This is a genomic window from Curtobacterium sp. NPDC087082, from assembly GCF_044745045.1.
Classification (GTDB): Bacteria; Actinomycetota; Actinomycetes; order Actinomycetales; family Microbacteriaceae; genus Curtobacterium.
Genome location: NZ_JBIUZN010000002.1, coordinates 344737 through 371532, shown reverse-complemented (window position 1 = coordinate 371532; position 26796 = coordinate 344737). Strand labels below are relative to the sequence as shown.

25 protein-coding genes are annotated in these 26796 nt (G+C 71.9%); 14 read left to right on the top strand and 11 right to left on the bottom strand.

Annotation, left to right across the window (positions count from 1 at the left end; translation table 11 throughout):
• Nucleotides 1-53 precede the first annotated feature (53 nt).
• Complete coding sequence (locus ACIPEP_RS07075; RefSeq protein WP_070419344.1) at nucleotides 54-977, top strand: LysR family transcriptional regulator ArgP; 924 nt, start codon at nucleotides 54-56, stop codon at nucleotides 975-977.
• Here the strand turns inward: ACIPEP_RS07075 and ACIPEP_RS07070 are convergent.
• Nucleotides 959-1504 (bottom strand): TetR/AcrR family transcriptional regulator, encoded by a 546-nt coding sequence (locus ACIPEP_RS07070; protein WP_083295158.1) that lies wholly within the window; start codon nucleotides 1502-1504, stop codon nucleotides 959-961. The genes ACIPEP_RS07075 and ACIPEP_RS07070 overlap by 19 nt on opposite strands.
• 116 nt (nucleotides 1505-1620) lie before the next feature.
• On the opposite strand from ACIPEP_RS07070, the gene ACIPEP_RS07065 reads away from it, so the two are divergent.
• The 8 genes from ACIPEP_RS07065 (at nucleotide 1621) to ACIPEP_RS07030 (ending at nucleotide 11014) form a co-directional block, all read left to right on the top strand.
• Nucleotides 1621-2655 carry an aldo/keto reductase gene (locus tag ACIPEP_RS07065; protein ID WP_070417638.1) on the top strand — a complete coding sequence of 345 codons (1035 nt, stop codon included), beginning with the start codon at nucleotides 1621-1623 and terminating at the stop codon, nucleotides 2653-2655.
• 345 nt (nucleotides 2656-3000) lie between these two features.
• On the top strand, nucleotides 3001-4761 hold the full coding sequence (locus tag ACIPEP_RS07060) for a glycosyltransferase (protein WP_071302464.1): 1761 nt from the start codon (nucleotides 3001-3003) through the stop codon (nucleotides 4759-4761).
• Nucleotides 4758-5498 carry an HlyD family efflux transporter periplasmic adaptor subunit gene (locus tag ACIPEP_RS07055; RefSeq protein WP_092385340.1) on the top strand — a complete coding sequence of 247 codons (741 nt, stop codon included), beginning with the start codon at nucleotides 4758-4760 and terminating at the stop codon, nucleotides 5496-5498. The genes ACIPEP_RS07060 and ACIPEP_RS07055 overlap by 4 nt, the downstream gene beginning before the upstream one ends.
• Nucleotides 5499-5502: 4 nt before the next feature.
• Nucleotides 5503-7608, top strand: coding sequence for a glycosyl hydrolase (locus tag ACIPEP_RS07050; RefSeq protein WP_402716847.1), 2106 nt, complete (start codon nucleotides 5503-5505; stop codon nucleotides 7606-7608).
• Between the two features lie 72 nt (nucleotides 7609-7680).
• Nucleotides 7681-8097 carry a hypothetical protein gene (locus tag ACIPEP_RS07045; RefSeq protein WP_402716846.1) on the top strand — a complete coding sequence of 139 codons (417 nt, stop codon included), beginning with the start codon at nucleotides 7681-7683 and terminating at the stop codon, nucleotides 8095-8097.
• A gap of 90 nt (nucleotides 8098-8187) precedes the next feature.
• Nucleotides 8188-9090 carry a hypothetical protein gene (locus tag ACIPEP_RS07040; protein WP_402716845.1) on the top strand — a complete coding sequence of 301 codons (903 nt, stop codon included), beginning with the start codon at nucleotides 8188-8190 and terminating at the stop codon, nucleotides 9088-9090.
• Nucleotides 9081-10358 (top strand): hypothetical protein, encoded by a 1278-nt coding sequence (locus ACIPEP_RS07035; protein ID WP_402716844.1) that lies wholly within the window; start codon nucleotides 9081-9083, stop codon nucleotides 10356-10358. The genes ACIPEP_RS07040 and ACIPEP_RS07035 overlap by 10 nt, the downstream gene beginning before the upstream one ends.
• Nucleotides 10355-11014: an ABC transporter ATP-binding protein gene (locus ACIPEP_RS07030; RefSeq protein WP_402716843.1), complete on the top strand. Its 660-nt coding sequence runs from the start codon at nucleotides 10355-10357 to the stop codon at nucleotides 11012-11014. Before ACIPEP_RS07035 ends, ACIPEP_RS07030 begins: the two co-directional genes overlap by 4 nt.
• 3 nt (nucleotides 11015-11017) lie before the next feature.
• Here ACIPEP_RS07030 and ACIPEP_RS07025 read toward each other — a convergent pair whose 3' ends face one another.
• Both ACIPEP_RS07025 and ACIPEP_RS07020 read right to left on the bottom strand, forming a co-directional pair.
• A complete protein-coding gene (locus ACIPEP_RS07025) occupies nucleotides 11018-11797 on the bottom strand; it encodes a DNA-formamidopyrimidine glycosylase family protein (RefSeq protein WP_402716842.1) in 780 nt (259 codons plus the stop codon).
• Between the two features lie 20 nt (nucleotides 11798-11817).
• The gene (locus tag ACIPEP_RS07020; RefSeq protein WP_402716841.1) at nucleotides 11818-16599 is read right to left on the bottom strand and encodes a DEAD/DEAH box helicase; all 4782 of its coding nucleotides are present in this window, start codon (nucleotides 16597-16599) and stop codon (nucleotides 11818-11820) included.
• Nucleotides 16600-16769: 170 nt separating this feature from the next.
• On the opposite strand from ACIPEP_RS07020, the gene ACIPEP_RS07015 reads away from it, so the two are divergent.
• Nucleotides 16770-17408 carry a PadR family transcriptional regulator gene (locus tag ACIPEP_RS07015; RefSeq protein WP_070417644.1) on the top strand — a complete coding sequence of 213 codons (639 nt, stop codon included), beginning with the start codon at nucleotides 16770-16772 and terminating at the stop codon, nucleotides 17406-17408.
• Nucleotides 17409-17775: 367 nt separating this feature from the next.
• Here the strand turns inward: ACIPEP_RS07015 and ACIPEP_RS07010 are convergent, their stop codons facing one another.
• Nucleotides 17776-18393 (bottom strand): alpha/beta hydrolase, encoded by a 618-nt coding sequence (locus ACIPEP_RS07010; RefSeq protein ID WP_402716840.1) that lies wholly within the window; start codon nucleotides 18391-18393, stop codon nucleotides 17776-17778.
• 85 nt (nucleotides 18394-18478) lie between these two features.
• Here ACIPEP_RS07010 and ACIPEP_RS07005 point away from each other — a divergent pair, with 85 nt between their 5' ends.
• Entirely contained in the window at nucleotides 18479-19021 is a 543-nt protein-coding gene (locus tag ACIPEP_RS07005; protein WP_070417646.1) for an NUDIX hydrolase family protein, read from the top strand.
• Nucleotides 19022-19101: 80 nt separating this feature from the next.
• Here ACIPEP_RS07005 and ACIPEP_RS07000 read toward each other — a convergent pair whose 3' ends face one another.
• The gene (locus ACIPEP_RS07000; RefSeq protein WP_070417647.1) at nucleotides 19102-19305 is read right to left on the bottom strand and encodes a CsbD family protein; all 204 of its coding nucleotides are present in this window, start codon (nucleotides 19303-19305) and stop codon (nucleotides 19102-19104) included.
• A gap of 181 nt (nucleotides 19306-19486) precedes the next feature.
• The gene (locus ACIPEP_RS06995; protein WP_402716839.1) at nucleotides 19487-21094 is read right to left on the bottom strand and encodes a DEAD/DEAH box helicase; all 1608 of its coding nucleotides are present in this window, start codon (nucleotides 21092-21094) and stop codon (nucleotides 19487-19489) included.
• Between the two features lie 273 nt (nucleotides 21095-21367).
• On the opposite strand from ACIPEP_RS06995, the gene ACIPEP_RS06990 reads away from it, so the two are divergent.
• Nucleotides 21368-22192, top strand: coding sequence for an endo alpha-1,4 polygalactosaminidase (locus ACIPEP_RS06990; RefSeq protein WP_402716838.1), 825 nt, complete (start codon nucleotides 21368-21370; stop codon nucleotides 22190-22192).
• A gap of 19 nt (nucleotides 22193-22211) precedes the next feature.
• On the opposite strand, the gene ACIPEP_RS06985 is transcribed toward ACIPEP_RS06990, so the two are convergent.
• From ACIPEP_RS06985 to ACIPEP_RS06970, 4 genes are all read right to left on the bottom strand, one after another.
• Nucleotides 22212-22571, bottom strand: coding sequence for a GntR family transcriptional regulator (locus tag ACIPEP_RS06985; RefSeq protein WP_071302511.1), 360 nt, complete (start codon nucleotides 22569-22571; stop codon nucleotides 22212-22214).
• Nucleotides 22572-22581: 10 nt separating this feature from the next.
• Nucleotides 22582-23151, bottom strand: a complete 570-nt coding sequence (locus ACIPEP_RS06980) for a DUF1684 domain-containing protein (RefSeq protein WP_071295230.1) — start codon at nucleotides 23149-23151, stop codon at nucleotides 22582-22584.
• 118 nt (nucleotides 23152-23269) lie between these two features.
• Nucleotides 23270-23761 (bottom strand): hypothetical protein, encoded by a 492-nt coding sequence (locus ACIPEP_RS06975; protein WP_070417649.1) that lies wholly within the window; start codon nucleotides 23759-23761, stop codon nucleotides 23270-23272.
• A 70-nt stretch (nucleotides 23762-23831) separates the two neighbouring features.
• Entirely contained in the window at nucleotides 23832-24464 is a 633-nt protein-coding gene (locus ACIPEP_RS06970) for a GNAT family N-acetyltransferase (protein WP_402716837.1), read from the bottom strand.
• A 96-nt stretch (nucleotides 24465-24560) separates the two neighbouring features.
• On the opposite strand from ACIPEP_RS06970, the gene ACIPEP_RS06965 reads away from it, so the two are divergent.
• Nucleotides 24561-25169: a 2-phosphosulfolactate phosphatase gene (locus tag ACIPEP_RS06965; protein ID WP_402716836.1), complete on the top strand. Its 609-nt coding sequence runs from the start codon at nucleotides 24561-24563 to the stop codon at nucleotides 25167-25169.
• Nucleotides 25170-25223: 54 nt separating this feature from the next.
• Nucleotides 25224-25526 (top strand): DUF427 domain-containing protein, encoded by a 303-nt coding sequence (locus tag ACIPEP_RS06960; RefSeq protein ID WP_070417652.1) that lies wholly within the window; start codon nucleotides 25224-25226, stop codon nucleotides 25524-25526.
• On the opposite strand, the gene ACIPEP_RS06955 is transcribed toward ACIPEP_RS06960, so the two are convergent.
• Nucleotides 25523-26773 carry an Nramp family divalent metal transporter gene (locus tag ACIPEP_RS06955; protein WP_071295194.1) on the bottom strand — a complete coding sequence of 417 codons (1251 nt, stop codon included), beginning with the start codon at nucleotides 26771-26773 and terminating at the stop codon, nucleotides 25523-25525. The two genes, ACIPEP_RS06960 and ACIPEP_RS06955, sit on opposite strands and share 4 nt — an antisense overlap.
• Nucleotides 26774-26796 lie beyond the last annotated feature (23 nt).

Sequence of the window (26796 nt, the reverse complement as noted above, 5' to 3'; positions counted from 1 at the left end):
CGCGGCTACGTGCAGTACAGCTCACGTTCCTGATGCTGCGTAAGCTCAGCTGCATGCCACGACTGCAGCGCGAACACCTCGAGACCCTGCTCGCCGCGGTCGACCACGGGACGCTCGACGCCGCGGCCAGAGCGCTGTCGATCACGCCGTCGGCGGTGTCGCAGCGCATCAAGTCGATGGAGCAGCAGGTGGGCCGGGTGCTCCTGCAGCGGACGACGCCGGTCCGCCCGACCCCCGACGGCGAGGTCGTCCTCCGCCATGCACGACAGGCCCGGTTGCTCGACGAGGAGACCACCCGGGCGCTCGGCGGCGGCGACTCGGTCGTCCCGTCGATCCCGCTCGCGGTGAACGCCGACTCGCTGGGCACCTGGTTCCTCGACGCGCTCGCCCTCGTGCGTGCCGACACCGAGGTCGTGTTCGACCTCCACCGCGAGGACCAGGACCGCACCGCCGAACTCCTCCGCGCGGGCACGGTGATGGCGGCGGTCACGGCCGAGGCCGAGCCGGTGCAAGGGTGCTCCTCGGTGCCGCTGGGGATCGACCGGTACCGGGCGGTCGCCTCCCCGTCGTTCGTCGCCCGGTACCTGCCGGGTGTCGACAGCGAGCAGCGGATGACACGGCTCCTCGACCGGGTGCCCCTCGTGGACTACGACCGCGACGACGACCTGCAGCAGGGGTACCTCCGGCGGGTGCTCGGCCACGCACCGTCCGGGCCGCGGCACTTCGTCCCGACCTCGGCGGACTTCGCCCGTGCGGTGTCGCTCGGCTTCGGCTGGGGGATGCTGCCGGAGGCGCAGTGCCTCGATGCCCTCGACCGGGGCGACCTCGTCGAGCTCACTCCCGGCCGTCGGGCGGACGTGGCGCTCTGGTGGCAGCGCTGGAACCTGGCCTCACCGCTGCTCGAGCGCGTGACCGAGGCCGTCCGGGCGACCGCGGCCGAGCGGCTCCACCCCGCCGGTCAGGCCGTCGCGCGGTAGCGGAGCCCGTCCACGAGCAGCCCGACGAGCAGCTGGCTCTGCTCGATCGTCGGAGCCCCGTGGCACAGGTCGGCCACCGCGTGCAGGAGCTGCTGCGCGTCGACGTCGGGGCGGATCGTCCCCGCGGCCGCCGCGGCGTCGAGGAGTCCACCGAGGGCGCCACCGAGCCGCGCGAGGAAGTAGTCCGGCAGCGCCTCGAACGCCGGGTCGCCCGAGTGCAGGGCGGCGGCGAGCCCGCGCTTCGTCGCGACGAACTCGGTGAACCGCTGCAGCCACAGGGCGAGCGCCTCGTCGGGGGCGTGCGCGGCGGCGAGCTCGTCCGCGGCAGCCGCCGTCGACTCGACCGCCCGCTGGAACACTGCGACGACGAGGTCCGAGCGCTGCGGGAACCGCCTGTACAGCGTGCCGACGCCGACCCCGGCCCGGTCCGCGATCAGCTTCGCGGGGGCGTCCACTCCGTCGGTCGCGAAGACGGCCTTGGCGGCGTCGGTCAGGGCGTCGGCATTGCGTCGGGCGTCGGCGCGCACGGAGTCCTCCTCTTGCGTAAACGGAAAGCCGTTCCGTATAGTTCCGGAAGAGCGTTCCACTTCGGGCCACGATACGGCACCGACACCCGGAACGCCATCGACAGGAGGAACCGCACATGCAGTACCGCACCCTCGGCCGCACCGGCATCCAGGTCAGCCCCTTCGCCCTCGGCGCCATGATGCTCGGCACCGACGGCAGCATCGGCAACGGCGACGAGCAGGACTCGATCCGCATCGTCCACCGCGCACTCGACGCGGGCATCAACTTCATCGACACCGCCGACCGCTACTCGCAGGGCGGCTCCGAGGAACTGCTCGGCAAGGCGCTCGCCGGCCGCCGGGACGACGTCGTCATCGCCACCAAGTTCAACGGCCCGATGGGCGACGACCCGAACCGGCGCGGCAACTCCCGGCGGTGGATCACGCAGGCCGTCGAGGGGTCGCTGCGGCGCCTCCGGACCGACCACATCGACCTGTACCAGGCGCACCGACCCGACGACACGGTCGACCTCGAGGAGACCCTGTCCGCCCTGACCGACCTGATCCGCAGCGGCAAGGTCCGGGCGATCGGCAGCTCGGACTTCCCCGCGTCGATGCAGGTCGAGGCGCAGTGGACGTCGGAGCGTCGCGGACTCGAGCGTTTCCGGACCGAGCAGCCCACGTACTCGATCCTCAACCGCGGCATCGAGCGGGAGGTCCTCCCGGTCGTCCAGCGGTACGGCATGGGGTCCCTCGTGTGGAGTCCCCTCGCCGGCGGCATGCTGACCGGCCGCTTCCGGAAGGGCCAGGACACCGACCTCGCCCGCGCGACCATGTTCCGGCACAACCGCGACGAGCGACGGATCGACGCCGTGGAACAGGTGGTCGCACTGTCCGAGGAGACCGGCATCCGGATGACCCACCTCGCGATGGCCTTCGCGATCGCGCACCCCGGCGTCACGAGCGCCCTGATCGGCCCGCGCTCCGTGGAGCAACTCGACGACCTGCTCGCCGGCGCCGACGTGGTGCTCTCCGACGAGGTCCTCGACCGCATCGACGCGATCGTCCCGCCGGGCACCGACGTCGGACGGCTCGACCAGCAGTACCAGCCGCCGGCCGTGCTCGACGCCACCCTGCGCCGACGCCCCGCCGCGGGACGCTCCGCGGCCTGACGTCGCGTCGGGGGCGGCCGCTTGCGGGAAACCGCACGATCGCCGCCCCCGGGGCCGTGTTCACACGTTCGTCACGCAACCGGCCCGATCGCGGCCCTACGATCGCAGGACCGACGGCGACGGGCCGTCGACAGCACGACCGCACCACGACACGACACACCGAACACCGCGACCGCACCCACGGTCGTGAGCACCGCCGGCGCAGGATCCCTAGTCCCTCGCCGGCCGGACCTCCCGAGGGTCCGGATCCATGTCGCCGCAGCCGCCGACGCCCGTCTCACGATGCGTCGGCGCCTGCGCTCGACCCCGCGTGAGTCCTCTCCGAACCCGACAGGAGACCACGCCATGTCCGCACCACCCGACGTCCGTCGTACCCAGACGCCACTCCGAGCACCGGAGGCGACCGACGAGCTGCAGTCCTTCGACTTCCAGCTCCCGGCACCACTCACGCCGCGCGACCGCGAGCGCGCCCGACGCCGCCGGCAGACCGAGCCGGTGCCCTACGTCCGACCACGTGCCGAGAGCCGGGCGCACAGCCCCGTGATGGTCCTCATCGTTCTCGTCGCCACGCTCGGCGTGATGGCGTACGCGGTGTTCCTCCTCGACCCGGCGAACCGGGGCGACTTCCTGCCGTACGGGCTCGTGATCGTCGCCGAGAGCGTGCTCGTGGGGCAGGCGCTCCTGTCCATGTGGACGATCCTCTCCGGCGGCTCCGACCCCCGGGACTTCGCGTTCCACCACACCCAGGACACCCTGTTCGACCGCGACACCATCGCCCGCAGCGGCGCCGCCGACCAGCCCCACCGCTGGCCGATGCACGTGCGCGGACGCCGGGTGGACGTCGACGTCTTCATCACCGTCTACGGCGAGGAGCTCACTAAGGTGGCCGCGACCGTGCAGGCCGCGGTGGCCATGCGCGGTGAGCACCGCACGTGGGTGCTCGACGACGGGCGGAGCGACGAGGTGCGGGCGCTCGCCGAGGAGCTCGGCGCCCGGTACGTCCGTCGGCTCTCGTCGCACGGCGCGAAGGCGGGCAACATCAACCACGCGCTGACGCTCGCCAAGGGCGACTACTTCGCGGTCTTCGACGCGGACTTCGTGCCGAAGCCGGACTTCCTGTTCGAGACGGTGCCGTTCTTCGCCGACGACGGGATCGCCTTCGTGCAGACCCCGCAGTCGTACGGCAACCTCCACAACCTCGTCTCGCGGGGTGCCGGGTACATGCAGACGGTGTTCTACCGGTTCATCCAGCCCGGCCGGAACCGGTTCAACGCGGCGTTCTGCGTCGGGACGAACGTCATCTTCCGCCGCGAGGCCATCGACGAGATCGGGGGCATGTACACCGACTCGAAGTCCGAGGACGTCTGGACGAGCCTGATGCTGCACGAGCGCGGCTGGAAGACCGTCTTCATCCCGATGACCCTCGCCGTCGGCGACGCCCCGGAGACCATCGAGGGCTTCACGAAGCAGCAGCTCCGGTGGGCCACGGGCGGCTTCGAGATCCTGCTCACGCACTTCCCGTTCCGCCCGAAGCACCGGCTGACGATGGACCAGCGACTGCAGTACCTCGTCACCGCGAGCTTCTACCTGACGGGCATCGTCCCCGGGCTCCTCCTGCTCGTACCGCCGCTCGAGATCTACTTCGATCTGCGCCCGATGAACCTGACGATCGGGGCCGGCGAGTGGGTGCTGTTCTACCTCGGCTTCTACGGTGCGCAGGTGCTCCTCGCGTTCTACGCCCTCGGGTCGTTCCGGTACGAGACGCTCCTGCTCGCCGCGGTCTCGTTCCCGATATACGCGAGCGCGCTCTGGAACGTCGTCTGCGGCAAGGAGCAGGCGTGGCACGTCACCGGCGCCTCCCGTGGTCGGACGCCCTCCCCGTTCAACTTCATCGTCCCGCAGGTGCTCGTGTTCGTGTTCCTGGCGTTGACGAGCGTCGTGGCGGTCTGGCGTGACCTCGACAACGGGCAGCTGACGCTCGCGACGGCCTGGAACACCACGAACACCCTCGTGTTCCTCGCGTTCATCATCGCCGCGTTCCGCGAACAGGCCCGGAACCGTGTGACGGACCGGCTGACCGCGATGCTGGACGGGGTGACGGCATGACCTGGACGAACCGACTCCGGCTGTTCGCAGGGCTCATCGTGGTGCTCGTCGTCGTGGCGGCGTGCACGCTCGTCTTCAACCAGCGGCAGAGCGCCGTGGCGAGCACCTCGGCGGCGATCGCCGCGCAGGAGTACGCCGTCGGCACCGACTACGGCGGGACCGTCACCGAGGAGTACGTCGAGGAGGGCGACACCGTCCGGAAGGGCGACCAGCTCCTGCAGGTGCAGAGCCTCCAGCTCGCGCAGGACATCCGGAAGGGCGTCGTGGGCGCGAACACGCAGACGAGCGCGTACGACATCGGCGCCGACGGCTTCATCACGTTCAAGGCCGAGGTCTCCGGCACCGTCGCCAAGGTCGACGTGAAGACCGGTGGCTACGTGCAGGCCGGCTCCGAGCTCGGCACGATCCACAAGGAGGACAGCCTCTTCGTCACCTCGAGCTTCATCGTGACGGCCCGGGACTACGGGCGGATCCGGAACGGCGCCGCGGTCGACCTCGTGCTCCCGAACGACACGACGATCCGGGGCACCGTGAAGAGCGTCAGCGTCGAGACCAACGACCAGGGGCAGGCGAAGACCACGGTCGACGTCGAGAGCCCCGAGCTCTCCGCGTCGCCGTCGAGCGGGATCACGAGCCCCGGGACGCCGGTGGACGCCACCCTGCACCTGCGGGACGACGGCCGGCTCGCGGGCGTCACGGACCTCGTCCGTGACTTCGCGCGGCAGATCGGACTGTAGCCCCATGCTCCGGCTGCCTCGGTCTGCCCGTCGCGACCAGGCGCCGGACGCGCGCCGTCGGGTCGGCGTGCGCCGTGCCTCCAGGCTGTCCACCAGCGTCACCGTCGTGACGGCCGTCGCGATGCTCGTGACCGCGTGCACCGGTCCTGGAGGCACGGATCACCCCGGCGAGACCACCTCGCCCACCACGAACGGTGCGGCACAGGCGCGCGCGGTCGCCGCTCTCGGCGACGTCGCGTCGTCGAAGGCGGGCGCGATGCGCCTCGCCGACGGCCTGCTGCCGCCGACGAACCGCTGGTTCTCGGGACTCGTCTTCGGCGCGGCACCGCAGCCGGTGTTCCCCAGCCCGATCTCGTGGCAGGTGACCGACGACGGCTTCGCGGCCGGGCTCCCCACCGTCACGGCCACCGAGAAGACCATCGCCGGCGGCGCGACGCAGCAGGTCGGACTCGACCTCGGTGCGACCTCGACCCTGGTGTCCGACTACGACTCGGTGTCCGTGACCGTCGAGCACCGTGACGGCTCCACCGTCCTCGGGCACACGGTGGTCGCCGAGGGCTCGCCGCTCGTGACGTACACCGCCGCGCGTGCCGGCACCGTCACCGCGACCACCCCGATCGACGGCACCGGGGACGGCACCGGGACCGTCACGAGCGGTGGCCGGACCTGGCAGCTCGTCGTCCGCGACGGGACGATCGACGGCGACGCGATCGACCTGCGGTCCGGCGGCAGCGTCGTGCTCCTGCCGGTCCCGGACGGCGCGACCGCGGCACAGACGGCCCGGCTCGTCGCCGCCGCCCGTCCGCTCACGGGGGTCGCGCTCGACCGCAGCGCCTCGCGGGGGAAGCAGCGCACGACGCTGACGTACGACTTCGGCTCCGGCGACCGGGGCGTGCTCGTCCCGCAGCCGGGGCAGGGCACGACCGGCCTGGAGTGCACCGGCCTGCACTACGGGACCGTCCAGGGACCGGCCCCGGTCTGCACCGGCACCGCCCTGCGGTTCGCGGTCGACACAGTCCGGCCCTCGGACACCCTCGACCTGTCGGGGCTGTCGTCCTCGGAGCGAGCGGCGCTCGTGACCCAGGTCCGCGCCGACGCGTCCACGGTGGATGCCTCGTCCTACGCCGCGGACAGCTACGGCGGCGGGAAGGACCTGTACCGCGTCGCGAACCTGTACCGGCTCGCGACGCAGCTCGACCTCTCGTCGGTGGCGGACGCGCTGAAGACCTCGGTCGTCGACGAGCTCGACCAGTGGTTCGACCCCGCCGGGTGCGGGACCCGCACGGCGCGGTGCTTCGCGTACGACCCCACGCTGCACGGGGTCGTCGGGCAGGAGGCCTCGTTCGGCTCCGACGAGTTCAACGACCACCACTTCCACTACGGCTACGTCCTGTCTGCAGCCGCCGTCCTCGCCGCCGACGACCCGGCGCTTGTCAGCCGGTGGCGGACCGTGGCCGACCTCGTCGCGGCGGACATCGCCTCGCCGGAGGCCACCGCCTCGTTCCCGGCGCTCCGGGTCTACGACCCGTACGTGCAGCACTCGTGGGCGTCCGGGTTCTCGCCGTTCGCCGACGGCAACAACCAGGAGTCGTCGTCCGAGGCCGTCTCGGCGTGGAACGGCGTCGCGCTCTGGGGAGCGGTGTCCGGCTCGTCGTCGGGGTCGTCGTCGCTCCGGTCCGTCGGGACGTGGCTGCTCTCGAACGAGGCGGCCTCGGCCGGGCGGGACGTGCTCGACCCGGACCTCTCCGCGTTCCCGGAGTTCCGGCACCGGGTGGTCTCGCTGACCTGGGGCGGCAAGCGCGACCACGCGACCTGGTTCAGCGCCGCGGCGGCCGCTCCCGCGGGGATCGAGCTCATCCCGATGCCGGCCGTGGCGGCCTCGTACGTCGATGCCGGCGGGGCGGCGCAGATCCGCCGGGTGCTGGCCGAGGCCGTGCCGGACGGCAGGTACGACGTGCAGTTCGGCGACTACCTGCTCATGTACCGGGCGCTGGCATCACGGGCCGATGCGGCCACGGCGCTGCGGGAGGCGCGGGCGTTGCCGGAGGCGGTGGTCGACTCGGCGAACTCGCGGTCGTACATGCTGGCGTGGATCATGTCGCGCGAATGATTGGACATTCTCCGCCCCTCGTGCAATGTTAACTCCGCCGGTGAAACATCAGCGGCTGAGTTGGAGGGAATCATGGGGAAGAAGATCGATCGCGCCCGCACGGTGGCGACGCTGTGTGCGGCGCTCACCGTCGGAGGGACCGCGCTGATCGCAGCGGCGCCGGCGAACGCGACAGCCGGTGGGACAGGCGTCGTCGGCGGCTGGAGCGAAGCGCAGGGAGCGTCCAGCGCAGGTGTCGGAGTCTTCGCGACGGTGAACCACGTGGGGAAAGCCGAGACCAAGACGATCTCGGGCACGTCGAACAAGCGCGCGCACGGCTGGACCACCTGGGCTGGTACCAGGCACTACACGACCGCGCAGTTGGAGCACTACTGGCCGAACAGCGGAGTGATCGCCACTTCCGGTCGGAAGTACGGCACCGGGGGTACCGAAGCGGTCTCCCCGTGGCGGGCGTTCAACCCGAACGCATCGAGCAGCGGCTTCGGGTAGGCACGAACGTACTACGGGCGCTGATCGGCTGAGCGGACGGGAGTGGACTCGTGGCCACTCCCGTCCAGCGCTCGCGGAGGGGGGAGAGCGATGACTCGGACACAGATGTGCGTCGTCGCATCACTGCTGTTGGTGGCGATGACGATCGCGGTACTCGTGGGCGTGCTGTCTGACCGGAAGACGGCCCTCGCGGCGGAAGGAGCCGATCTCCGGACGGCCGAGAGCATCTGGGTATCGGCCAGCCTGCCAGAGCTCCGACTCCAGGCGAGCCGGTTCAGTGCGGGAACACGAGTGTTCAAGTCGATGGACGACACCACTCGCGCCGTGGCGCTCCTGACAGGAGAGTGGGACGACGTCCCACTCCACCGTGGCTCACCGTTGGACGGAACTGCTGGTGAGGCGCTGGCAGGCTCCCGACGTGCCCCTGGCCACGACGTCGTCGAAGTGGACGGGAAGCGGTACAGGGTCGTGGGCCGCCTCGGCGTCCGCGCCGACAGCCTGCTCGCCGACGAGGCGATCGTCGCGGATCCCGACCTGTTCGCCGACCACCGAGAACGTCTGCGGTTGGATGGTCCGCGGATCGCTGATCAGTACCGCGTCGCGTTCGCGGGGCGTTCGTTCGAAGTCGTCGACTCCGGTGTGAACCGTCGGACCAACGTAGACGTCGTCACGCCGTTCCTCTTGGTAGCCGGAAAGGTGACCGCGCTGCTCGTCACGGTCGGTGCAGCGTCGTACGCCGTGCGTCGCGAAGGCCGGGCCGCACGGTTGCGCGTCCTGGTCGGTCAGCGGCGCCGTCGGCTCCTCGTGACGGCCGCACTGCGGGTCGCGTTGGCGACGGTCGTTCCCGCGGTCACTGCACACGAGCTCGGCCGGATGATCGGAAATTCGTTGTTCGTACGGCCTGAACTCGTCCCGCAGGTGGCCGTCATCAGCGTGGTCGCGATGCTCGTGTTCCTCGTCGGTGCACGGAACGGAGCCCGACGGTGGAGCTGATCCGAGACCTCCGCAACAACGGCACAGTGCTGCTCTCGAAGGTGGTGACACTGACCGTCCTCGCGATGTCGCTCTACAGCTACGGGACCTTCGTGCAGTCGACCTCGATCGCGGTCGACCACGGACTCTCCGACGACGCTGACGTCGACGTCTACACGGTCATCGATCGGTTCACCGGCGATCCGGATGGGTTCGAACGGTTCCGGGCCTCGCCCGAGAAACTCGAGGACCTCGCGGCGTTCGTGGAGCGCCTCGACGATGAACCGGGGATCCGGTTCATCTCCGCGTACGACCAGCCGCTCCCGGTGGCGGACTTCCGCGGCGACGAGCGGTTCGACGTCGGCTACGGCACCGAGTACTCGCTGCGAGGTGAGTACCCGGATGAGTCCGGTCGACTCGTCCGAGACCTCAAGTCGATCCAGATGAACGAGACTGCATTCGACTTCGCCGGCCTCAGCGTCGTCGAAGGGGCCGAACCGGACTGGGGAGCTGTGGACTACGGGGCAGCGTCGGTCCCGGTTCTGCTCGGAGCCGATTACGAGGGCGTCTACGCCGTGGGTGACACGCTCGACGGCTCGCTGCTCTTCCGAGAGCTCACGTTCGAAGTGCGCGGATTCCTCGAACCGGACTCGAGCATGTACTTCCGTGGCGACCTCAACCACTTCGTCGATGATGCGGTCATCCTGCCGTACCCCACGGAGTTGTCGGGGCTTGCCGCCTCCGACCAGGAGTTCGCGGGGATGCTCGAGTTCCAGATGCTGGGAGCGGACCTGGCTGTGGACAGGAACCTGACCGTCGATGACGTGTTGACACGCCTGGATCGCCTCGCCGGCGAGACGGGGTTCACTGACTACTCGTTAACCGGTGTCCCCACGTACGTCGTTCAGCTGTCGCAGGTGCGGATCCTCGTGCAGGACAACCTCGCGTTGCTCAGCACGATCCTGGTCGTGCTCGTGGTGGCCGCGGCCATCGCGAGCGTGTTCCTCAACGCACGTCTCGCCGAGCGACGGCGGCCGATCGTGAACGCGCACTGGCTCACCGGTCGGAACGGACGGAGCCTCACCTGGCTGCTCCTCCCGAGCTGGCTGCTCGAGCACGGCATGACGCTCATCGGGTTCGTCGTCGGCTGTGCACTGCTGCCCAACCAGCACGCGTACCCGTTCCTGGCCGTCGTCGGCTTCCTGCTCGTGTGGATGCTGCTCGATGGTCTCACGCAGCGTCAGGCCGTCGTCACTCGCTCCGCTGAACACCGAAAGGTCACACGATGATCCGTCTGACGTCGCTCTCGAAGTCGATCCGCGAGCGGAACGGCGACGTACGGACGCTCTTCCGCGACCTCGACTTCGACATGAGCGCCTCGGAGCGGTCGGTGGCGATCCTCGGGCGGAGCGGATCCGGGAAGAGCACGCTCCTCCGGATACTGGCCGGCTTGGACGTCGACTTCGGTGGCCTGTACTCGTACGACGGAACGCAGCTCCCGAAGTCGCCGTCGTCGATGGCCGCGCACCGGCTGGAACGCATCGGGATCGTCACGCAGGCGTACGACCTGCTGCCCGACCGGACCGTCGCGGCGAACGTCGCGATCGGGTGTGCGCGACGCCGTGGCGCATCGGCCCGCGTCGCGGAAGCGCTGGAGCTCGTCGGGATCGACCACCTTGCCAGCAAACGCCCGACGCACCTCTCCGGAGGAGAAGCGCAGCGCGTCGCGATAGCTCGCGCCATCGTGAAGCGCCCCTCGGTGGTGTTGGCAGACGAGCCGACGGGGGCTCTCGACGAAGGCACGGAAGAGGAGGTGCTGCACCTCTTCGAGCGGTTGCAGGACGGCGGTACCCAGTTCGTCATCGTCACGCACAGCGACCGCGTCGCGCAGCGCTGTGGCCGCCGGAAGCGGATCTCCGAGTACCGGTTGGTCGACGTCGACTGATGGTCAGGTCTGGCAGCGCGGACACCAGTACGTGTCCCGCAGGGTCAGCTCCGACTCACCGAGCTCCCCGTACCGGATCGGCGTCCCGCAGCGCAGGCACGGCTTCCCCGCCCGGCCGTACACCCAGAAGCGCCGACCGGGCCGATCGACCCCGGTGGTCACACGGGCACTGCGGTCACGGTTGGCGAGGATGAGCCGGCTCGCCAGGGCGATCATCCGCGCCAGGTCGTGCACCTCGCGCACCGGACGGGTCGGCAGGACGCCGCGCAGGAAACACAGTTCGTTGCGGTAGACGTTCCCGAGGCCGGCGAGCACCCGCTGGTCGAGCAGTGCGAGGCCGACCGGACGATCAGGGTCCCGCGTCAGGTTCGCCAGCGCGAGGTCGGCGTCCCAGTCCGGACCGAGCAGGTCGGGGCCGAGGTACCCGACGATCTCGGACTCCTGGTCGCGGGCGACGACCTCGAGCACCCCGAGCGCGAAGCCGACCGTCGAGACGTCCGCAGCGTCGAGCACCACCCGCGCCTGGTGCGCCGGGCGACGCCAGCGGTCCCCGGGCGCGTAGACGTCCCACCGCCCCTCCATCTTGAGGTGCGAGTGCACGGTGAGGTCGCCGATCCGGTGCAGCAGGTGCTTGCCACGCGGGACGACCTCGTCCACCGTGCGGCCGACGAGGTCGAGCGTGGCGAACGCCGGCACCCGGAAGTCGCTGCGGGTGAGGACCTTCCCCGCCAGTGCGGCGTGGAGCCGGCGGGCGGCACGGAAGACGGTGTCGCCCTCAGGCACCGGGCACCCCCGTCGTACGCTCAGACACGGAGGCGCAGCCCCTGCGGCGTGGCGGTGAACCCGGCTTCGCGCAGCGCCGAACCGAGCGGGGTCTCGAGGACGAAGTCGCCGTCCACCCGCTCGACCGAGAGCTTCCGCAGGCCGCTCCGCACGGTCGCGGCGATCGACGCCGCCGCCACGGCGAGGTCCGCCGGGTCGTCGGTGAAGGTCAGCACCAACTTGCCACCGCGTTCGACGTACACCGCGAGGTGCCCGTCGACCGTCGTGACGAGCGCACCCGCCTTGCGCCCGGGCCGGTGCCCGCGGCCCGTCGTCTTCGCGGGAGCGGAGTCGGCGGCCCCACCGGGACGACCAGCGGTACCGTCGGCGCTGCCCGGACCGTCGTCGGGCCCGGCGGCGGCGTCGGACGGCCACGGCAACGATGCCCCGTACGCGTTCGCCGGGTCGGTCGCCGCGAGGGTCAGGGCATCACGCGACCGGTCCGGGTCGGCCCGTTCGTCGTCGTCGATGTCGCGCGCGTACGTGCGGAGCCGGTCGACGGTGGGCCCCGTCGCGAACTGCGCGGCGCCGAGGCCCTCGACGAAGTAGCCCCGGCGGGCCCGGCCGGACTCCTCGAAGCGGGAGAGCACCCGGTACACGCCGGCGAACCCGCCCCGGACGCCCTCGACCTGCACGGCGCCGCGGGTGACGACGCCGTACCGCTCGAGCAGCTGTTCGGCGGTCGCGGCGGCACGGACGGTCGCGTCGGACTCGGCGAGGGGGAGCAGGGACCACCGGCCGCCGACGGACGGCGGACCGGACTGCGTCGGCATCGTCGGCCGACGACGTCCGCGGTACGCCCGTGCGCGGGGTGCGCTCGAGCTCTTCGCCTTCCCACCGAGCATCGCGCGCAACGGCGCGAAGGTGTCGTTCGTGATCTGCCCGGCCCACACCAGGTCCCACAGCGCGGTCGACAAGGCGGTGTCGTCGGTGCTGCCCACGGCCTGCCCGAGCTGCCGGAAGAAGTACGCGCCGCCGCCCGCGAGCGCACCGAGCACGTCCCGCTGGAGCTCGGTCGTCTCGTCGCCGGAGGGCTCCGCCAGAGTCGTGGCCGCGGTGTCGGCGAGGTGCAGGCGGATCCAGCCGTCGTTGCCCGGCAGGGTGCCGCCGCCGGACCAGAGGACCTCGCCCGTGGCGGTGAGCTCGTCGAGCATGCTCGGCGCGTAGTCGCCGACGCGTGCCGGCAGCACGAGGGTCTCCCACGCGCTCGCGGGCAGTGCCACCCCGGCGAGCTGGTCGACGACCTGGAGCACCCCGTCGACGCCACGCAGCCCACCGCGGGTGCCGGCGGTCCGGACGTGCTGCCACGCGGGCAGGAACCGCGCGAGGGCGTCCGGCGCGACCGGCTCGACCTCGTGCCGGAGCGCCGCGAGCGACTTCGTGCGGATGCGGCGGAGCACCTCGGCGTCGCACCACTCGGCACCCTGGCGGTCGGGACGGAACTCGCCCTCGACCACGCGACGGTCGGCGACGAGGCGGCGCAGGGTGTCCTGCACGACGGCGATCCCGAGCCCCAGCCGTCCGGCGGCGTCCTGCGCGGAGAACGGCCCGTGCGACCGGGCGTACCGGCCGACCAGGTCGCCGAGCGGGTCGGCCACCGGTTCGACGAACGCCGTCGGCACGCCGATCGGCAGGGGCACCCCGAGGGCGTCGCGCAGGCGGGAGGCGTCCTCGATCACGGCCCACCGGGTCGCGCCGGCGTGCGAGAACGCGAGCACGCGGCGGTCCCGCTCGAGCGCGGCGAGCACGGTCTGCACCTCGGTCGTGGCTGCGGCGCGGTCGTCCGCCTCCGCCAGCCAGCTCCGGTCCACGATCTCGTCGAGGTCGAGCGCGCCCACGAGCCGCAGGACGTCGACGATCCCCTCGGCGTCGCGCGCGCGGCGGTCCGGCGAGAGCCGCTGCAGGTCACGCTCGACCGAGGCGATGACCGCCGGGTCGAGCAGCTCGCGGAGCTCGGCACGACCGAGCAGCTCGCCGAGCAGCGTCGAGTCGAGGGACAGTGCGGCCGCCCGACGCTCGGCGAGGGGGGAGTCCCCCTCGTACATGAACGCGGCGACGTACCCGAAGAGCAGCGAGCGCGCGAACGGTGACGGCGTCTCCGTCTCGGTCTCGACCAACCGGATGCGCCGGCCCGCGATGTCGTCGGCGATCCCCAGCAGGGCGGGCACGTCGTACACGTCCTGAAGGACCTCGCGCACGGTCTCGAGCACGATCGGGAAGGTCGGGTACTTCTGGGCGACCTCGAGCAGCTGCGAGGCCCGCTGCCGTTGCTGCCAGAGCGGGGACCGCTGCCCGGGGTTCCGGCGGGGCAGCAGGAGCGCCCGCGCGGCGCACTCACGGAAGCGCGCGGCGAACAGCGCCGACGCCCCGACCTCGTCCGTCACGAGCGCTTCGAGGTCGTCCCGCTCGAACACGAACAGGTCGGCGCCGGGAGGCTCGGCATCGGTCTCGGGGATGCGCACGACGATCCCGTCGTCGGCGGCCATGGCGTCGCCGTCGATCCCGTGGCGCTCGCGGAGTCGTGCGGCGACCGCCAAGGCCCACGGCGCGTGCACCTGCATGCCGTACGGCGAGTGCAGGATGAGCCGCCAGTCGCCGAGCTCGTCACGGAAGCGCTCGATCACGAGGGTCGTGTCGTTCGGCACGTGTCCGGTCGCGGCGCGCTGGTCGCGGAGGAAGGTGAGCAGGTTCGCCACGGCCCGTTCGTCGAGCCCGCCGGCGGCGACCCTGGCGCATGCGTCGTCGTCGGAAGCCCCCTCGACCTCGCGCACGAAGGCCCCGGTGGCGCGGCCGAGTTCCGCGGGGCGACCGATGCCGTCGCCCTTCCAGAACGGCACGCGGCCCGGCTGCCCGAACGCGGGGCTGACGATCACCCGGTCGTGGGTGATCTCCTCGATGCGCCAGCTCGTCGCACCCAGCGCGAAGACGTCACCGACGCGGGACTCGTAGACCATCTCCTCGTCGAGCTCGCCGACGCGCGAGGCCTTCTCGCCGACCATGAACACGCCGAACATGCCGCGGTCGGGGATCGTCCCGCCGCTGGTGACCGCGAGCCGCTGGGCACCCGGACGCCCGGTCAGGGTGCCGTGCACGCGGTCCCACACCAGGCGCGGGCGGAGCTCGGCGAACTCGTCGCTCGGGTAGCGCCCGGTCACGAGGTCGAGCGTGGCCTCGAACGCGGAGCGGGGCAGACCGCTGAACGGGGCGCTCCGCCGCACGAGCTCGAACCAGTGCTCGACGTCGACCGTGTCGATCGCCCCCGCTGCCACGGTGTGCTGCGCGAGGACGTCGAGCGGGTTCGCCGGCACCGAGATCGACTCGATCTGCCCGGCGACCATCCGCTCGACCGTCACGGCGCTGTTCACCAGGTCGGCGCGGTGCTTCGGGAACAGCACGCCGCGCGAGATCTCGCCGACCTGGTGCCCGGCGCGACCGACGCGCTGGAGACCGCTCGCGACCGAGGGCGGCGCCTCGACCTGCACGACGAGGTCGACCTCGCCCATGTCGATGCCGAGCTCGAGCGAACTCGTCGCGACGACGCAGCGCAGTCGACCGGACTTCAGGTCGTCCTCGATGATGGCGCGCTGGTCCTTCGAGACGGAACCGTGGTGGGCGCGGGCGAGCACCGGCACGGCGGCGTCGGAGCCCCCGCCACCGGTCTGCCCGGACGCGCCGATCACCTGCGCCGGGGGCCGCTTCGTGCCCTGCGGGGCGACGGCGTGCGCCGAGGTCCGTGCCGGCGACTGCGGACGCCCGCGCGCGACCGGCAGGCCGTCGTCGGCGGGGGAGGCCCCCGCCGGCACCAGCGCCCCGTCACCGACCGAGCCCGCCGCCGCGAGCACGCGTTCCTCGTGGATCTCGTTCAGCCGTGCCGTCAACCGCTCGGCCAGGCGGCGGGAGTTCGCGAACACGATGGTCGACCGGTGTTCCTCGACCAGGTCGACCACGCGTTCCTCGACGTGGGGCCAGATCGACCCGTTCGTCGGTGACTCGGTCGCGTCCGCACCGACGGGCGGTGCACCGAGCTCGGCCATGTCGTCGACCGGCACGACGACCCGCAGGTCGAACGTCTTCTGCGCCGGCGGGGCGATGATCGACACCGGTGCGCGTCCGCCGAGGAACCGCGCCACCTCTTCCGGGGGGCGCACCGTCGCCGACAGCCCGATCCGCTGCACGGGCTTCTCGAGCAGGTCGTCGAGCCGTTCGAGCGAGACCGCCAGGTGGGCGCCGCGCTTGGTGGACGCGACGGCGTGCACCTCGTCCACGATGACGGTGTCGACGTTCACCAGGGTCTCGCGCGCCTGCGAGGTGAGCATGAGGTACAGCGACTCCGGCGTCGTGATGAGGATGTCCGGCGGCTGCCGCAGCAGCTTCTGCCGATCGGACGACGGGGTGTCACCGCTGCGGACCCCGACCGTGACGTCGGGTGGTTCGAGCCCGAGGCGCCGTGCGGTCTGGGTGATGCCGACCAGCGGGCTGCGCAGGTTCCGTTCGACGTCGACGCCGAGGGCCTTCAGCGGGGACACGTAGAGCACCCGGGTGCGCTGCTTCGCGGGCGGACGGTCGGTCGAGCTGATGAGTCGGTCGATCGACCACAGGAACGATGCCAGCGTCTTGCCGGACCCCGTCGGGGCGATCACGAGCGCGTGCTGCCCGGTGGAGACGGCGTCCCACGCACCGGCCTGCGCCGGGGTCGGGGCGGCGAAGGCGCCGCGGAACCACTCCGCGGTGGCGGGGGAGAAGCGCTCGAGGACGTCCGTCATGGTCCGTCCCATCCTGCCCGCCACCACCGACAGCGGCCCGTGCGGACGTACCCCTTGACAGAGCGATAGTTACCGATCTATCGTTAACACATCGCGATACGACGAAGACGATTCCGGTCAGACCGTTCGCGAGCCGACTCAGCACGACGGAAGGACGCATCATGCGACCCATGCACAACGACTTCGACACCACCCAGCACCCGCGCGGCCCCCGCTTCGGCGGCCCGCGGCAGCACCACGGCGCCGGCTTCCCCGGCCGCGACCGCGGTGACCACGACCACGGCGGACGCGGCGGTTTCGGCCCCGGCTTCGGTCGCGGCTTCGGACCCGGCTTCGGCGGCCCGGGGTTCGGCGGTCCCGGCTTCGGCCGCGAACGCCGTCGCCGCGGCGACGTCCGCCTCGCGATCCTCGGCCTGCTGGCCGAGGGCCCGCAGAACGGCTACGCCGTCATCAAGACCATCGCCGAACGCACCGGCGGCGCCTGGAAGCCGAGCCCCGGTTCGGTCTACCCGACGCTCCAGCAGCTCGTGGACGAGGACCTCGTCGTCTCCACGGGTGACGGCCGGAAGACGCTCTTCGAGCTCACCGACGCCGGCAAGGCCGAGGCAGAGGCGAAGGCGGACGAGATCGCCGCGGCCTTCGACGCGCCGGGCCTCCCGGACTCGTCCCGCGAGTTCATCGAGGCGCTCCGGAAGACCATGGGCGTCCTGCACATGTACCGCACCAGCGCGACGGAGGAGCAGGCGAAGGCGGCGACCGCCAAGATCGACCAGCTCCGCAAGGACCTCCTGCAGATCCTCGCCGACTGACGTCGGAACCCGTGACGGGAGGCGCGGGGGCCCCGGGCCCCCCCCCCCCCCGCCCCCGGGGGGGCGGGCGGCCCGGGGTCCGGACGTCGGGGCCCACCCATTCTGGGAACCCAACGGGGCGGGCGCGGCGGGCGGTGTCGGGGGCGCGGGGGGCCCCCCCCACGACCCCCCCGCGCGCCACGCCCCCCCGGCTTAGCCGCCCCGCCCCCCCCCCCCCCCGGTGCGGGGGGGGGGGGGCCCCGCGGCCCCCGCGCCTCCCGTCCGCATCGTGAGCAGCAATGGTCGAGTCCGCACGTCGGACCCGACCATTTCTGCTCACCAAGCGGGGCGAGCGCGCCGAGCGCGCCGCGGGACGCGCCGAGCGCGCCTACGCGCCGATGAACGCGGCCACGTCCGCCAGCTCCGCTGCGGACACCGCGTGGGGCAGGCCCTCGTACGTGCGATCCGTCACCGTGGTGTTCGTCGCCGCCCACGCCTGCGTCCGGGCGGTGGCCTCGCCGGGGATCACCGGGTCGAGGTCGCCGTGCCCGAGGAACACCCGGGGCCGGACGGCGGCGACGGCCTCGTCACGGGAGTCCGTCACGCCCGGCACGACGAAGCCGGACAGCGACACCGCGAACGCGAACGCAGCGGGCCGTGCCCGGAGCAGTTGCAGCGCCATCGACCCGCCCTGCGAGAACCCGAGCAGCCCGATCCGCGGGTGATCGGCCGCGACCGAGTCGATCCACTCGAGGACTCCGGCGACGGACTCGTCGACGGGCCCGAGTGCCGGGGAGCCCGGCGTGCCGAGCGGGTACCAGCTGTACCCCTGCCCGAACGGCATCGGCGCACGCAGCGACGCCATGGTCCACGACGGCGGCAGCGCCGGGGCGAGTCCGAGCAGGTCGCGCTCGTTCGACCCCACTCCGTGCATCGTCACGAGCAGCGGGGTCCCCGCACGCTCGGAGGGGCTCCGGGTCCACTGCACGGCATCGCGATCGATCATGTGGACGACAGTAGTTGACGCATCAACCATCCCCAACCCCCGCGCCTTCCGCCGAACTCGCCGCGGTGACTGGTAGACACGGTGCATGGCCTCGCTGCGCACCCCCGACCCCGACTCCGGCTGGCTGTCCGACGAGGAGCTCGCGAACGTCCGCCGTCGACTGCCGATCTGCTACGTCGAGGCGGTGCCCGTCCGCACCGACGGCCTCGGCGTCGTCACCGAGGTGGGCGTGCTGCTGCGCGTCGCCCCGAGCGGTTCCATCGCCCGCACCCTCGTGTCCGGGCGCGTGATGTTCGGCGAGTCGATCCGGACCGCGCTGTTCCGGCACCTCGAGAAGGACCTCGGGCCGATGGCGTTCCCGCAGCTGCCGTCGAGCCCCACCCCGTTCACCGTGGCCGAGTACTTCCCGCTGCCCGGCGCGTCCGTCTACACGGACGAACGGCAGCACGCGATCTCCCTCGCGTACGTCGTCCCCGTGACCGGCACGTGCGAGCCCCGGCAGGACGCCCTCGAGCTGACCTGGATGAGCCCGATGGAGGCAGCCTCCGACGCCGTCGCCGACGAGATGGAGGGCGGTCGCGGAGCGCTCCTCCGCGCCGGACTCGCATCGGTCGGCGCCCTCATGTAGCAGCCGCCGCCACCCGCACACGACGAAGCCCCCGGATCCGAATCGGACCCGGGGGCTTCGCAGCGCGGTACTGGACCGGCTTACTTGTTGTCGTTCTTGAGGCTGTCGGCCACGCCTGAAGCGGCGTCCTTGACGTTCGTACCTGCCTGCTTGGTGTCGGCCTTGACCTGATCGGTCTTGCCTTCAGCCTTGAGGCGGTCGTTGTCCGTCACGTTCCCGACGGCTTCCTTGGCCTTGCCAGCTGCCTTCGCAGCGGCGTTCTTGACGTCTTCGATCCCAGCCATAGGCTCTCCTTCCGACAGCGGACAGTTCCCCGTCAGCCGCTCGCGCGGCATCCGGTGAAGGAGAACCTACGCCCGTGGAGTGCATCCGTGCTCAGGCGGCGTGGAGGTTCCCCACGCCACAGGATCAGCGCGCGGAACCCGCCGGACCGCGGTTGGTCGACGCTGTGCGCGGCGCGAGCCGTCAGCGCGCGGATCCGGCGGGACGGGAGGCGCGGCGCGAGCCACCACGACGGTTGCCACCCGACTCGGTGCCGGACCCACGACCGGCGGCGTAGCCGCCCTCCGAGGACCAGACCGGAGCGGACCCGCCGCGGACGGTGTCGCTCGACGCACGACGGCTGCCACCACTGCGGCGACCGCCGGACGCGGCACCCGAGCGCTGCCCACCGGCGGAGCCGGTCGACGCGCCGGCGCCGGCCTCGGCGGGACGACCGCCGCGACGCCCTGCACCGGACGACCCGGAAGCCGAGCCGGTGCGCGCGGGCTGCGCCGCGCCTCCGGGACGACCGCCGCGACCACGGCGACGACCGCCGCCCGCGTTGTCGGACTCGGCGGTGCGCTGCTTGGGCTGGCGCTGCTGCTGTGCCGGCTGCTCCGGGGCGACGTGGCGGACCGGAGCGACCTCGCCGACGAGCTCCGTGACGGCGGGGGAGTTCGCCGTGACCTGCTGCGGCGTGACCTTGATCGCGGCCGCACGCATCATCTGCGCGACGTCGCGACGCTCGGCGGGCATCGTCACGGTGACGACGTCGCCGGACGAACCGGCGCGGGCGGTGCGCCCCGAGCGGTGCAGGTACGCCTTGTGTTCGGTCGGCGGGTCGACGTGGACGACGAGCTCGACGTGGTCGACGTGCACACCGCGGGCGGCGACGTCGGTGGCGACGAGCACGAGGGCCTCGCCGGAGGAGAACTTCGCGAGGTTCCGCTCACGGGCACCCTGCGACAGGTTGCCCTGCAGGTCGACGGCCGGGATGCCCTGGCTGCTGAGCTGCTTGGCGAGGCGCTTGGCGTGGTGCTTCGTGCGCATGAAGAGGATGCGACGACCGGTGCCGCTCGCGAGCGTCCGGACGAGGTCCTTCTTCGCGTCGGCGTCGGCGACCTCGAACAGGTGGTGGGTCATCGCCTCGACGGGGCTGTTCGCCTCGTCGACCGAGTGCATGACCGGGTTGTGCAGGAACTTCTTGACGAGCTTGTCCACGCCGTTGTCGAGCGTGGCGGAGAACAGCAGACGCTGCCCCTGCTCGGGCGTGGCCTGCATGATCTTGGTCACACCGGGGAGGAAGCCCATGTCGGCCATGTGGTCGGCCTCGTCGAGGACGGTCACCTCGATGTCGCCGAGGTTGACGTGGCCCTGCTGCATGAGGTCGGCGAGACGGCCGGGGCACGCCACGACGACGTCCACGCCGCCGCGCAGGGCGTCGACCTGACGACCCTGCCCGACGCCGCCGAAGACGGTCGTGGTGTTCAGGCCCATGGCCTTGGCGAGCGGGGCGAGGGCGACGTCGATCTGGGTCGCGAGCTCACGGGTAGGGGCGAGCACCAGGGCACGGGGCCGGCCGGCGCGGCGCTTGCGGCCACTGGCGGCGAGGCGGGCGACGAGCGGGATCGCGAACGCGATCGTCTTGCCGGAGCCGGTGCGGCCACGGCCGAGCACGTCCTTGCCCTGCAGGGAGTCGGGGAGCGTGTCCTCCTGGATGGGGAACGCGGTCTCCTTGCCCTGGTCGGCGAGGACGGCGACCATCGGCGCGGGGACGCCGAGGTCGGAGAAACGGATGTCTTCGTTGGTCATGGTGACCTTTCCAACCGGAGTGCTCCGGCTGTGGTCGCGCTTGCGAGGCAGCGCGCGGGCGGGATGCGCGCCAACGGGTGTGGCTGGCGCAGTCGCCGCAGCAGAGAAGCCTGGCACCTTCGGGAGGTGCTCGATCATCGGTCCGTGGACCGGGAGTTCGGGGGCGTCCGTACGACGCACGAGGCGATCGGCGCCTCGAGTACGTCCAGCATAACGTGCGCGGGTCGGATCCCCCAGGCCGAGGTGTCCGCCGGCTCGTGCGAGGATGCACCGGTGCGCACCAGAACCGTCCTGCTGACCGTCGCGACGGCCCTCGTCGCCGTCCTGGGGACGGCGTCCTGCGCCGCCGCGGTGCCCGCCGCGTCGTACCGGAACCTGCCCACCTCGGGCGTCCCCGACTACCAGCTGGGCGGCTCGTACGCGCCGCCGGCAGGTGTCACGATCGTCGAGCGCGACAGCACCGCACGACCAGCGACGGGGAAGTACTCGATCTGCTACGTCAACGGCTTCCAGACCCAGCCGGAGGACGCCGCGATGTGGAAGCGGGACCACCCGACGGCGATCCTCCGCGACCGATCGGGCAAGCCGGTGTCCGACCCGGGCTGGCCGGACGAGATGTTGCTCGACACGACGACCGCTGCGAAGCGCGCGACGATCGTGCGGGTCCTCACGAAGTCCGTCGCCCGGTGCGCCGATCGCGGGTTCGCCGCCGTCGAGTTCGACAACCTCGACTCGTGGACGCGCTCGAAGGGGAAGCTGACGCGGTCCGGGAACCTCGCACTCGCCGCCGCGCTCGTCCGTCTCGGGCACGGCGAGGGGCTCGCGGTCGGGCAGAAGAACACGCCGCAGCTCGGGGCGTCCGGGCGGAAGCAGACCGGCTTCGACTTCGTGGTCGCCGAGGAGTGCTTCGTCTACCAGGAGTGCGGCGAGTACACGAAGGCGTACGGCAAGCGGGTCATCGACGTCGAGTACTCGGACAACAGCGAGCAGCCGTGGTCGTCGGTGTGTGCCTCGGCGAAGCGGCCGGCGATGACGATCCTCCGCGACCGGGACCTCGTGACGCCGTCGAGCGACGACTACGTGTTCGAGCGCTGCTGACGCAGCGCCCGCGTCCGCTTCAGGCGGGCCAGGCGTCCCGCAGGGCGGCAGCGGCCTGGTCAGCGGACAGCCCCGCGGCCCGTGCGGCGGCAGCGAGGGCACGGGCGGCATCGGTCACCGTCGACGGCACCTCGGCCGGTCGGATCACCCGGGTTCCGGCGCCGCGTGCGGTCTGCACGAGCCCGGCCTCTTCCAGCAACTGGTACGCCCGCGCCACCGTCCCGGCGGCGAGCCCGAGCTCGTCCGCGAGTCCACGGACGCTCGGCAGCCGTTCACCGTCCACGAGGTACCCGGCGCTGATCTGCGCGGCGATCTGGGACCGGACCTGCTCGAACGGCGGGATGCGCCCTCCGGCGTCGATCGCGACGAGACCCGACATGTGCTCCACCCTAGAAGTCGTACTGCTCGCCGACGGGGATCGGGACCGCGACGGTGTTGCCGGGAGGCGCGAGCGGGCACGCCCACGCCGGGTCGTACGCGCACGACGGGTTGTAGGCGAAGTTGAAGTCGAGGACGAGCTCGCCGTCGTCGCCCCCGAGGTCCGCGCCCTTGATCGTGTCGACGAGGTAGCGTCCGCCGCCGTAGGTCCCGCGGGCCTTGCCGGCGCTCGAGTCCTTGACTGGGATGAACACGCCGCCCGCGTAGCCGCCGTGCGACCACACGTCGAGCGAACCGATGCCGGCCAGGGTGACGACGCCGAGCCGGTCGAAGTGCACGATGCCGTCGGTGCCCGTCTCGACGTCCATCGCGAGGGGCTCCGCCGGCTCGATCCGGGCCCGGAAGCGCCACGACGGGTCGTAGTCCGGGACGGGCAGGGACTCGAAGTCGCGGGCGTCCTCGTCGAGGAGCGGGCTGGCCGGGTGCTCGCCGAACATCGCGTCACGGGTCTCGCGCCACAGCGCGTGGGCGGTCTCCGGGTCGTTCGTCGCCCGCACCCGTCGGTACAGGTCGAAGGTCATCCGCCGCCAGTCCACGGTGGCGAGCGTGCTGTGCACGCGGTCGTCGGTTGCCGGCTCATGCGTCTGGCTCACGGTACGAGCGTACGCCCTGCCCGGAGGAACGGCGCGGGTCCGGCGGTCAGGCCGCGGCTCGTCGGGCGCGCCGCCAACCGGGCGCGAGGGCGCGCATCCGCAGCGCGCGCCACTGCCAGATCACCCACATCCCCGGCCAGAGCAGGACTCCGAGCACCGCGGGCCGCATCCGGTACGAGAGCCGGTCGACGAGGAGCGTCCGACCGTCCCCGAGGTCGACGGTCGCCATCCGGTGCTGCATCGACATCCGTCCGAACAGCCCGCTCGTGCCACCGCCGTTGTCGCGTTGCACGGGCACACCGCGCACCTCGTACAGGTCGAGGTCGACGTGCGTGTCACCGCTCGGGACCACGCCGAAGGCGCTCGCGGTGATCGGGTGCGGCTCGCCCGGCACCCAGCGCACCGGGAACCCCTGCGGATCGCGTGACCGGTAGACCAGGAACGGCTTCGTCACGGCGACCATCACCGCCGGGGACAGCAGGGCGTCACGCACGGCCTCGACCGGTGCGTCGAGGGTGATCCGGATGCCCACGTGCATGCCGCGAACGCTACTCGTGCGCGGTGGACGAGCGGCGGGCCCGGCGGCAGACGTGCCGGACGGCACCATGTCAGGCGTGCCGGGCGGATCGACGTCGAGCGCCCTCGGCGCGGTCGTGCCGACGGAGCCGTTCGGCGAGGGACAACCGGACGGTCGGCCACTCCGACGCGATGACGGAGAACACCACGGTGTCCCGCAGCGTGCCGTCACGACCGATCGAGTGGTTCCGGAGCACCCCGTCCTGCTTCGCACCGAGTGCCGCGATGGCCGTGCGGGACTGGAGGTTGTGCCAGTGGGTCCGGAACTCGACCGCGATGCACTGCCAGACGTCGAACGCGTGCGAGAGCATGAGCAGCTTCGCCTCGGTGTTGATGCCCGTGCGCTGCGTCGACCGCGACAGGAACGTCGCACCGATCTCGACCCGACGGTTGCCCGTGTCGGGGTTGAGGAACGTCGTCGACCCCACGACCCGGCCGGTCGGGCGGTCGCGCACCGCCAACGGCACCATCCGTCCCGCTGCCTGCTCGGCGAGCCGCCGGTCGATCTCGTCGTCGACCTGCGCCGGAGCGGGGATCGAGGTGTACCAGGTGCGCCACAGATCGCCGTCCGCGACCGCCGCCCGCAGGTCGTCCGCGTGCTCGGAGCCGAGGGGCTCGAGCGTCACGCGGTCGCCGGTCAGGGTGGGTGCGGGGGCGATCTCCATGGCACCAGATCCTACGGTCGCCGACCCTGACGAACCCCGGACGGCGGAGCACCTGTGGAAAGGATCAGGGACCCGCCGACGGCTATCGTGTCGCAGGTGGCAGCACGCACGCAGGAGAAGTACCAGGTCCGCTTCGCATGGGGGACCGGCGGCGCGGCGCGGATCGCCCCGGGGACGCACCTGGTCGTCTGGGTCGACGTCCTCCCGGCGTCCGCGGTGCACGACGGACCCGCCCGCCGACGGGCGCTCCGCGCGGTCGCCGCGCAGGTGCCGGACGGTCCGGAGGTCGTGCTCGGCCACCTCGGCAACGCGACGGCGGTCGCGGAACGCGTGATGCGCCTCCAGGCCGAACGCGGTGACCGGTGCGTCGTCGCGATCGTCGCCGCCGGACGCCACCACGCACCCGGTGACGACGCCGCGGAAGCGGCGGGCGAGGCCGCGGACGTGCCGGACGCACCGGACTTCGCGGTCGAGGACCTGCTCGCGGCCGGTGCCGTGGCCGACGCGCTCGCCGAGGTCGGGATCGACCACACCTCGCCCGAGGCGGCGGCCGCCTGTGCGGCGTACACGGGACTGCGACGGGCGGTGAAGCACCTGGTCAGCGCCTCCGAGGCGGCCGCGGCGCTCGAGCCGGCCGACGTGCACGCGGCGCTCGCGGTGGACGGCCGGCTGGAGACCCTGCGGGAATCGAGTTCGCGCGCGTAGCGTTCGACCTCCACATCCGGTACCCCGCCGGACCGCAGAGCGAAGGAGCGTGCCGTGAAGGCAGTCGTCGGAGACACCGTGATCGCCGAGGCCCCGCAGGAGGACCTCATCCAGATCGAGGGCAACTGGTACTTCCCACCGTCGAGCGTGAAGAGCGAGCTGTTCACCGAGAGCCCCACCCAGTACCACTGCCCGTGGAAGGGCGACACGCAGTACTACACGGTGAACGTCGACGGGCAGGCGCTGCAGGACAACGCCTGGTCGTACCCGACGCCCATCCCGTCGTCGTTCGACCGCGTCGGCAAGGACTACTCGGGCTACGTGGCGTTCTGGAAGGGCGTGCGCGTCGTCGACTAGCCGGCCAGCGTCAGCGCGATGAGCGCCACGTTGAGCGCGACGATCACCAACGCGATGACCCCCGCGACGACGCGGGTGGTCATCGCGTTGACGTCCGCACCCATCACGCTGCGGCGGGACGTGTAGACGACCAGCGGCACGATCGCGAAGGCGATCCCGAAGCTCAGCACGACCTGGCTCACCACGAGCAGCATCGTCGCGTCGGCGTTCACCGCGAGCAGGACGATGGCCGGCACGAGCGTGACCAGCCGTCGGGCCAGCAGCGGGATCCGCACGTGCAGCAGTCCCTTCATGATCTCGGCGCCGGCCATGCAGCCCACCGAGGTCGAGGCGAGTCCCGACGCCAGCAGCCCCACCGCGAACAGGACGCCCACGACGGGGCCGACGTGCTCGGCGATCGCCCGCTGCGCTCCGGGGATCGAGTCCGTGTCGGCGACCCCGGGCAGCGTCGCCGCCGCGAGGACGAGCATGCAGATGTTCACCCCGCCGGCCACCAGGAGCGCCAGTCCGACGTCCCAGCGCGTCGCGACGAGCACCCGACGACGCTCCGGGCCCGCCGGGACGTCGCCGTGCCGGTCGCGCGCCAGGGCGGAGTGCAGGTAGACCGCGTGCGGCATCACCGTCGCGCCGAGCATCGAGGCGGCGAGCATCACCGACTCGGACCCCTCGAACCGCGGGACGAGCCCCGAGACGAGCTCGCCCGGTGACACCTGCGCGAACAGCAGCCCGGCGCAGAACCCCACCGTGAGGATCGCGAGCATCGCCGTCACCACGGCCTCGAACGTCCGGGTGCCGCGGTGGCTCTGCAGGGTGAGGATCGCCATCGAGACCACGCCGGTGATCACCCCGCCGGCGACCAGCGGCAGCCCGAACAGCAGGTGCAGCGCGAGTGCGCCGCCGATGACCTCGGCGATGTCGGTGGCGGCGGCCACGACCTCGGCCTGCGCCCAGAACAGCAGTCGGGGCGTGCGCTTCATCCGCAGGCCGAGGTGCTCCGGCAGGGACTTGCCGGTGACGACGCCGAGCTTGGCGGAGAGGTACTGCACGACGACCGCGCTGGCGTTCGCGGCGACGAGGACCCAGAGCAGCAGGTAGCCGTACTTCGCGCCCGCGGTGAGGTTCGCGGCGACGTTGCCGGGGTCGACGTAGGCGATGGCCGCCACGAACGCGGGGCCGAGCAGGGTCAGGCCGGCCGCGCGCTTCCGAGGCGTCGTCGTCTCGGCGGGACGGGCAGCGGTGTCGGTCATGCAGACAGCATGCCAGAGGATTC

What these genes read in the sequence shown, in the direction of transcription:
- ACIPEP_RS07050 (WP_402716847.1), top strand. Translation starts at nt 5,503, where the DNA reads ATGCTCCGGCTGCCTCGGTCTGCCCGTCGCGACCAGGCGCCGGACGCG.
- ACIPEP_RS06955 (WP_071295194.1), bottom strand. Translation starts at nt 26,773, where the DNA reads ATGACCGACACCGCTGCCCGTCCCGCCGAGACGACGACGCCTCGGAAG.
- ACIPEP_RS06995 (WP_402716839.1), bottom strand. Translation starts at nt 21,094, where the DNA reads ATGACCAACGAAGACATCCGTTTCTCCGACCTCGGCGTCCCCGCGCCG.
- ACIPEP_RS07065 (WP_070417638.1), top strand. Translation starts at nt 1,621, where the DNA reads ATGCAGTACCGCACCCTCGGCCGCACCGGCATCCAGGTCAGCCCCTTC.
- ACIPEP_RS07015 (WP_070417644.1), top strand. Translation starts at nt 16,770, where the DNA reads ATGCACAACGACTTCGACACCACCCAGCACCCGCGCGGCCCCCGCTTC.
- ACIPEP_RS07055 (WP_092385340.1), top strand. Translation starts at nt 4,758, where the DNA reads ATGACCTGGACGAACCGACTCCGGCTGTTCGCAGGGCTCATCGTGGTG.
- ACIPEP_RS07040 (WP_402716845.1), top strand. Translation starts at nt 8,188, where the DNA reads ATGACTCGGACACAGATGTGCGTCGTCGCATCACTGCTGTTGGTGGCG.
- ACIPEP_RS06970 (WP_402716837.1), bottom strand. Translation starts at nt 24,464, where the DNA reads ATGGAGATCGCCCCCGCACCCACCCTGACCGGCGACCGCGTGACGCTC.
- ACIPEP_RS06980 (WP_071295230.1), bottom strand. Translation starts at nt 23,151, where the DNA reads ATGACCTTCGACCTGTACCGACGGGTGCGGGCGACGAACGACCCGGAG.
- ACIPEP_RS07000 (WP_070417647.1), bottom strand. Translation starts at nt 19,305, where the DNA reads ATGGCTGGGATCGAAGACGTCAAGAACGCCGCTGCGAAGGCAGCTGGC.
- ACIPEP_RS07010 (WP_402716840.1), bottom strand. Translation starts at nt 18,393, where the DNA reads ATGATCGATCGCGATGCCGTGCAGTGGACCCGGAGCCCCTCCGAGCGT.
- ACIPEP_RS07075 (WP_070419344.1), top strand. Translation starts at nt 54, where the DNA reads ATGCCACGACTGCAGCGCGAACACCTCGAGACCCTGCTCGCCGCGGTC.
- ACIPEP_RS07005 (WP_070417646.1), top strand. Translation starts at nt 18,479, where the DNA reads ATGGCCTCGCTGCGCACCCCCGACCCCGACTCCGGCTGGCTGTCCGAC.
- ACIPEP_RS07020 (WP_402716841.1), bottom strand. Translation starts at nt 16,599, where the DNA reads ATGACGGACGTCCTCGAGCGCTTCTCCCCCGCCACCGCGGAGTGGTTC.
- ACIPEP_RS06975 (WP_070417649.1), bottom strand. Translation starts at nt 23,761, where the DNA reads ATGCACGTGGGCATCCGGATCACCCTCGACGCACCGGTCGAGGCCGTG.
- ACIPEP_RS07060 (WP_071302464.1), top strand. Translation starts at nt 3,001, where the DNA reads ATGTCCGCACCACCCGACGTCCGTCGTACCCAGACGCCACTCCGAGCA.
- ACIPEP_RS07030 (WP_402716843.1), top strand. Translation starts at nt 10,355, where the DNA reads ATGATCCGTCTGACGTCGCTCTCGAAGTCGATCCGCGAGCGGAACGGC.
- ACIPEP_RS06985 (WP_071302511.1), bottom strand. Translation starts at nt 22,571, where the DNA reads ATGTCGGGTCTCGTCGCGATCGACGCCGGAGGGCGCATCCCGCCGTTC.
- ACIPEP_RS07045 (WP_402716846.1), top strand. Translation starts at nt 7,681, where the DNA reads ATGGGGAAGAAGATCGATCGCGCCCGCACGGTGGCGACGCTGTGTGCG.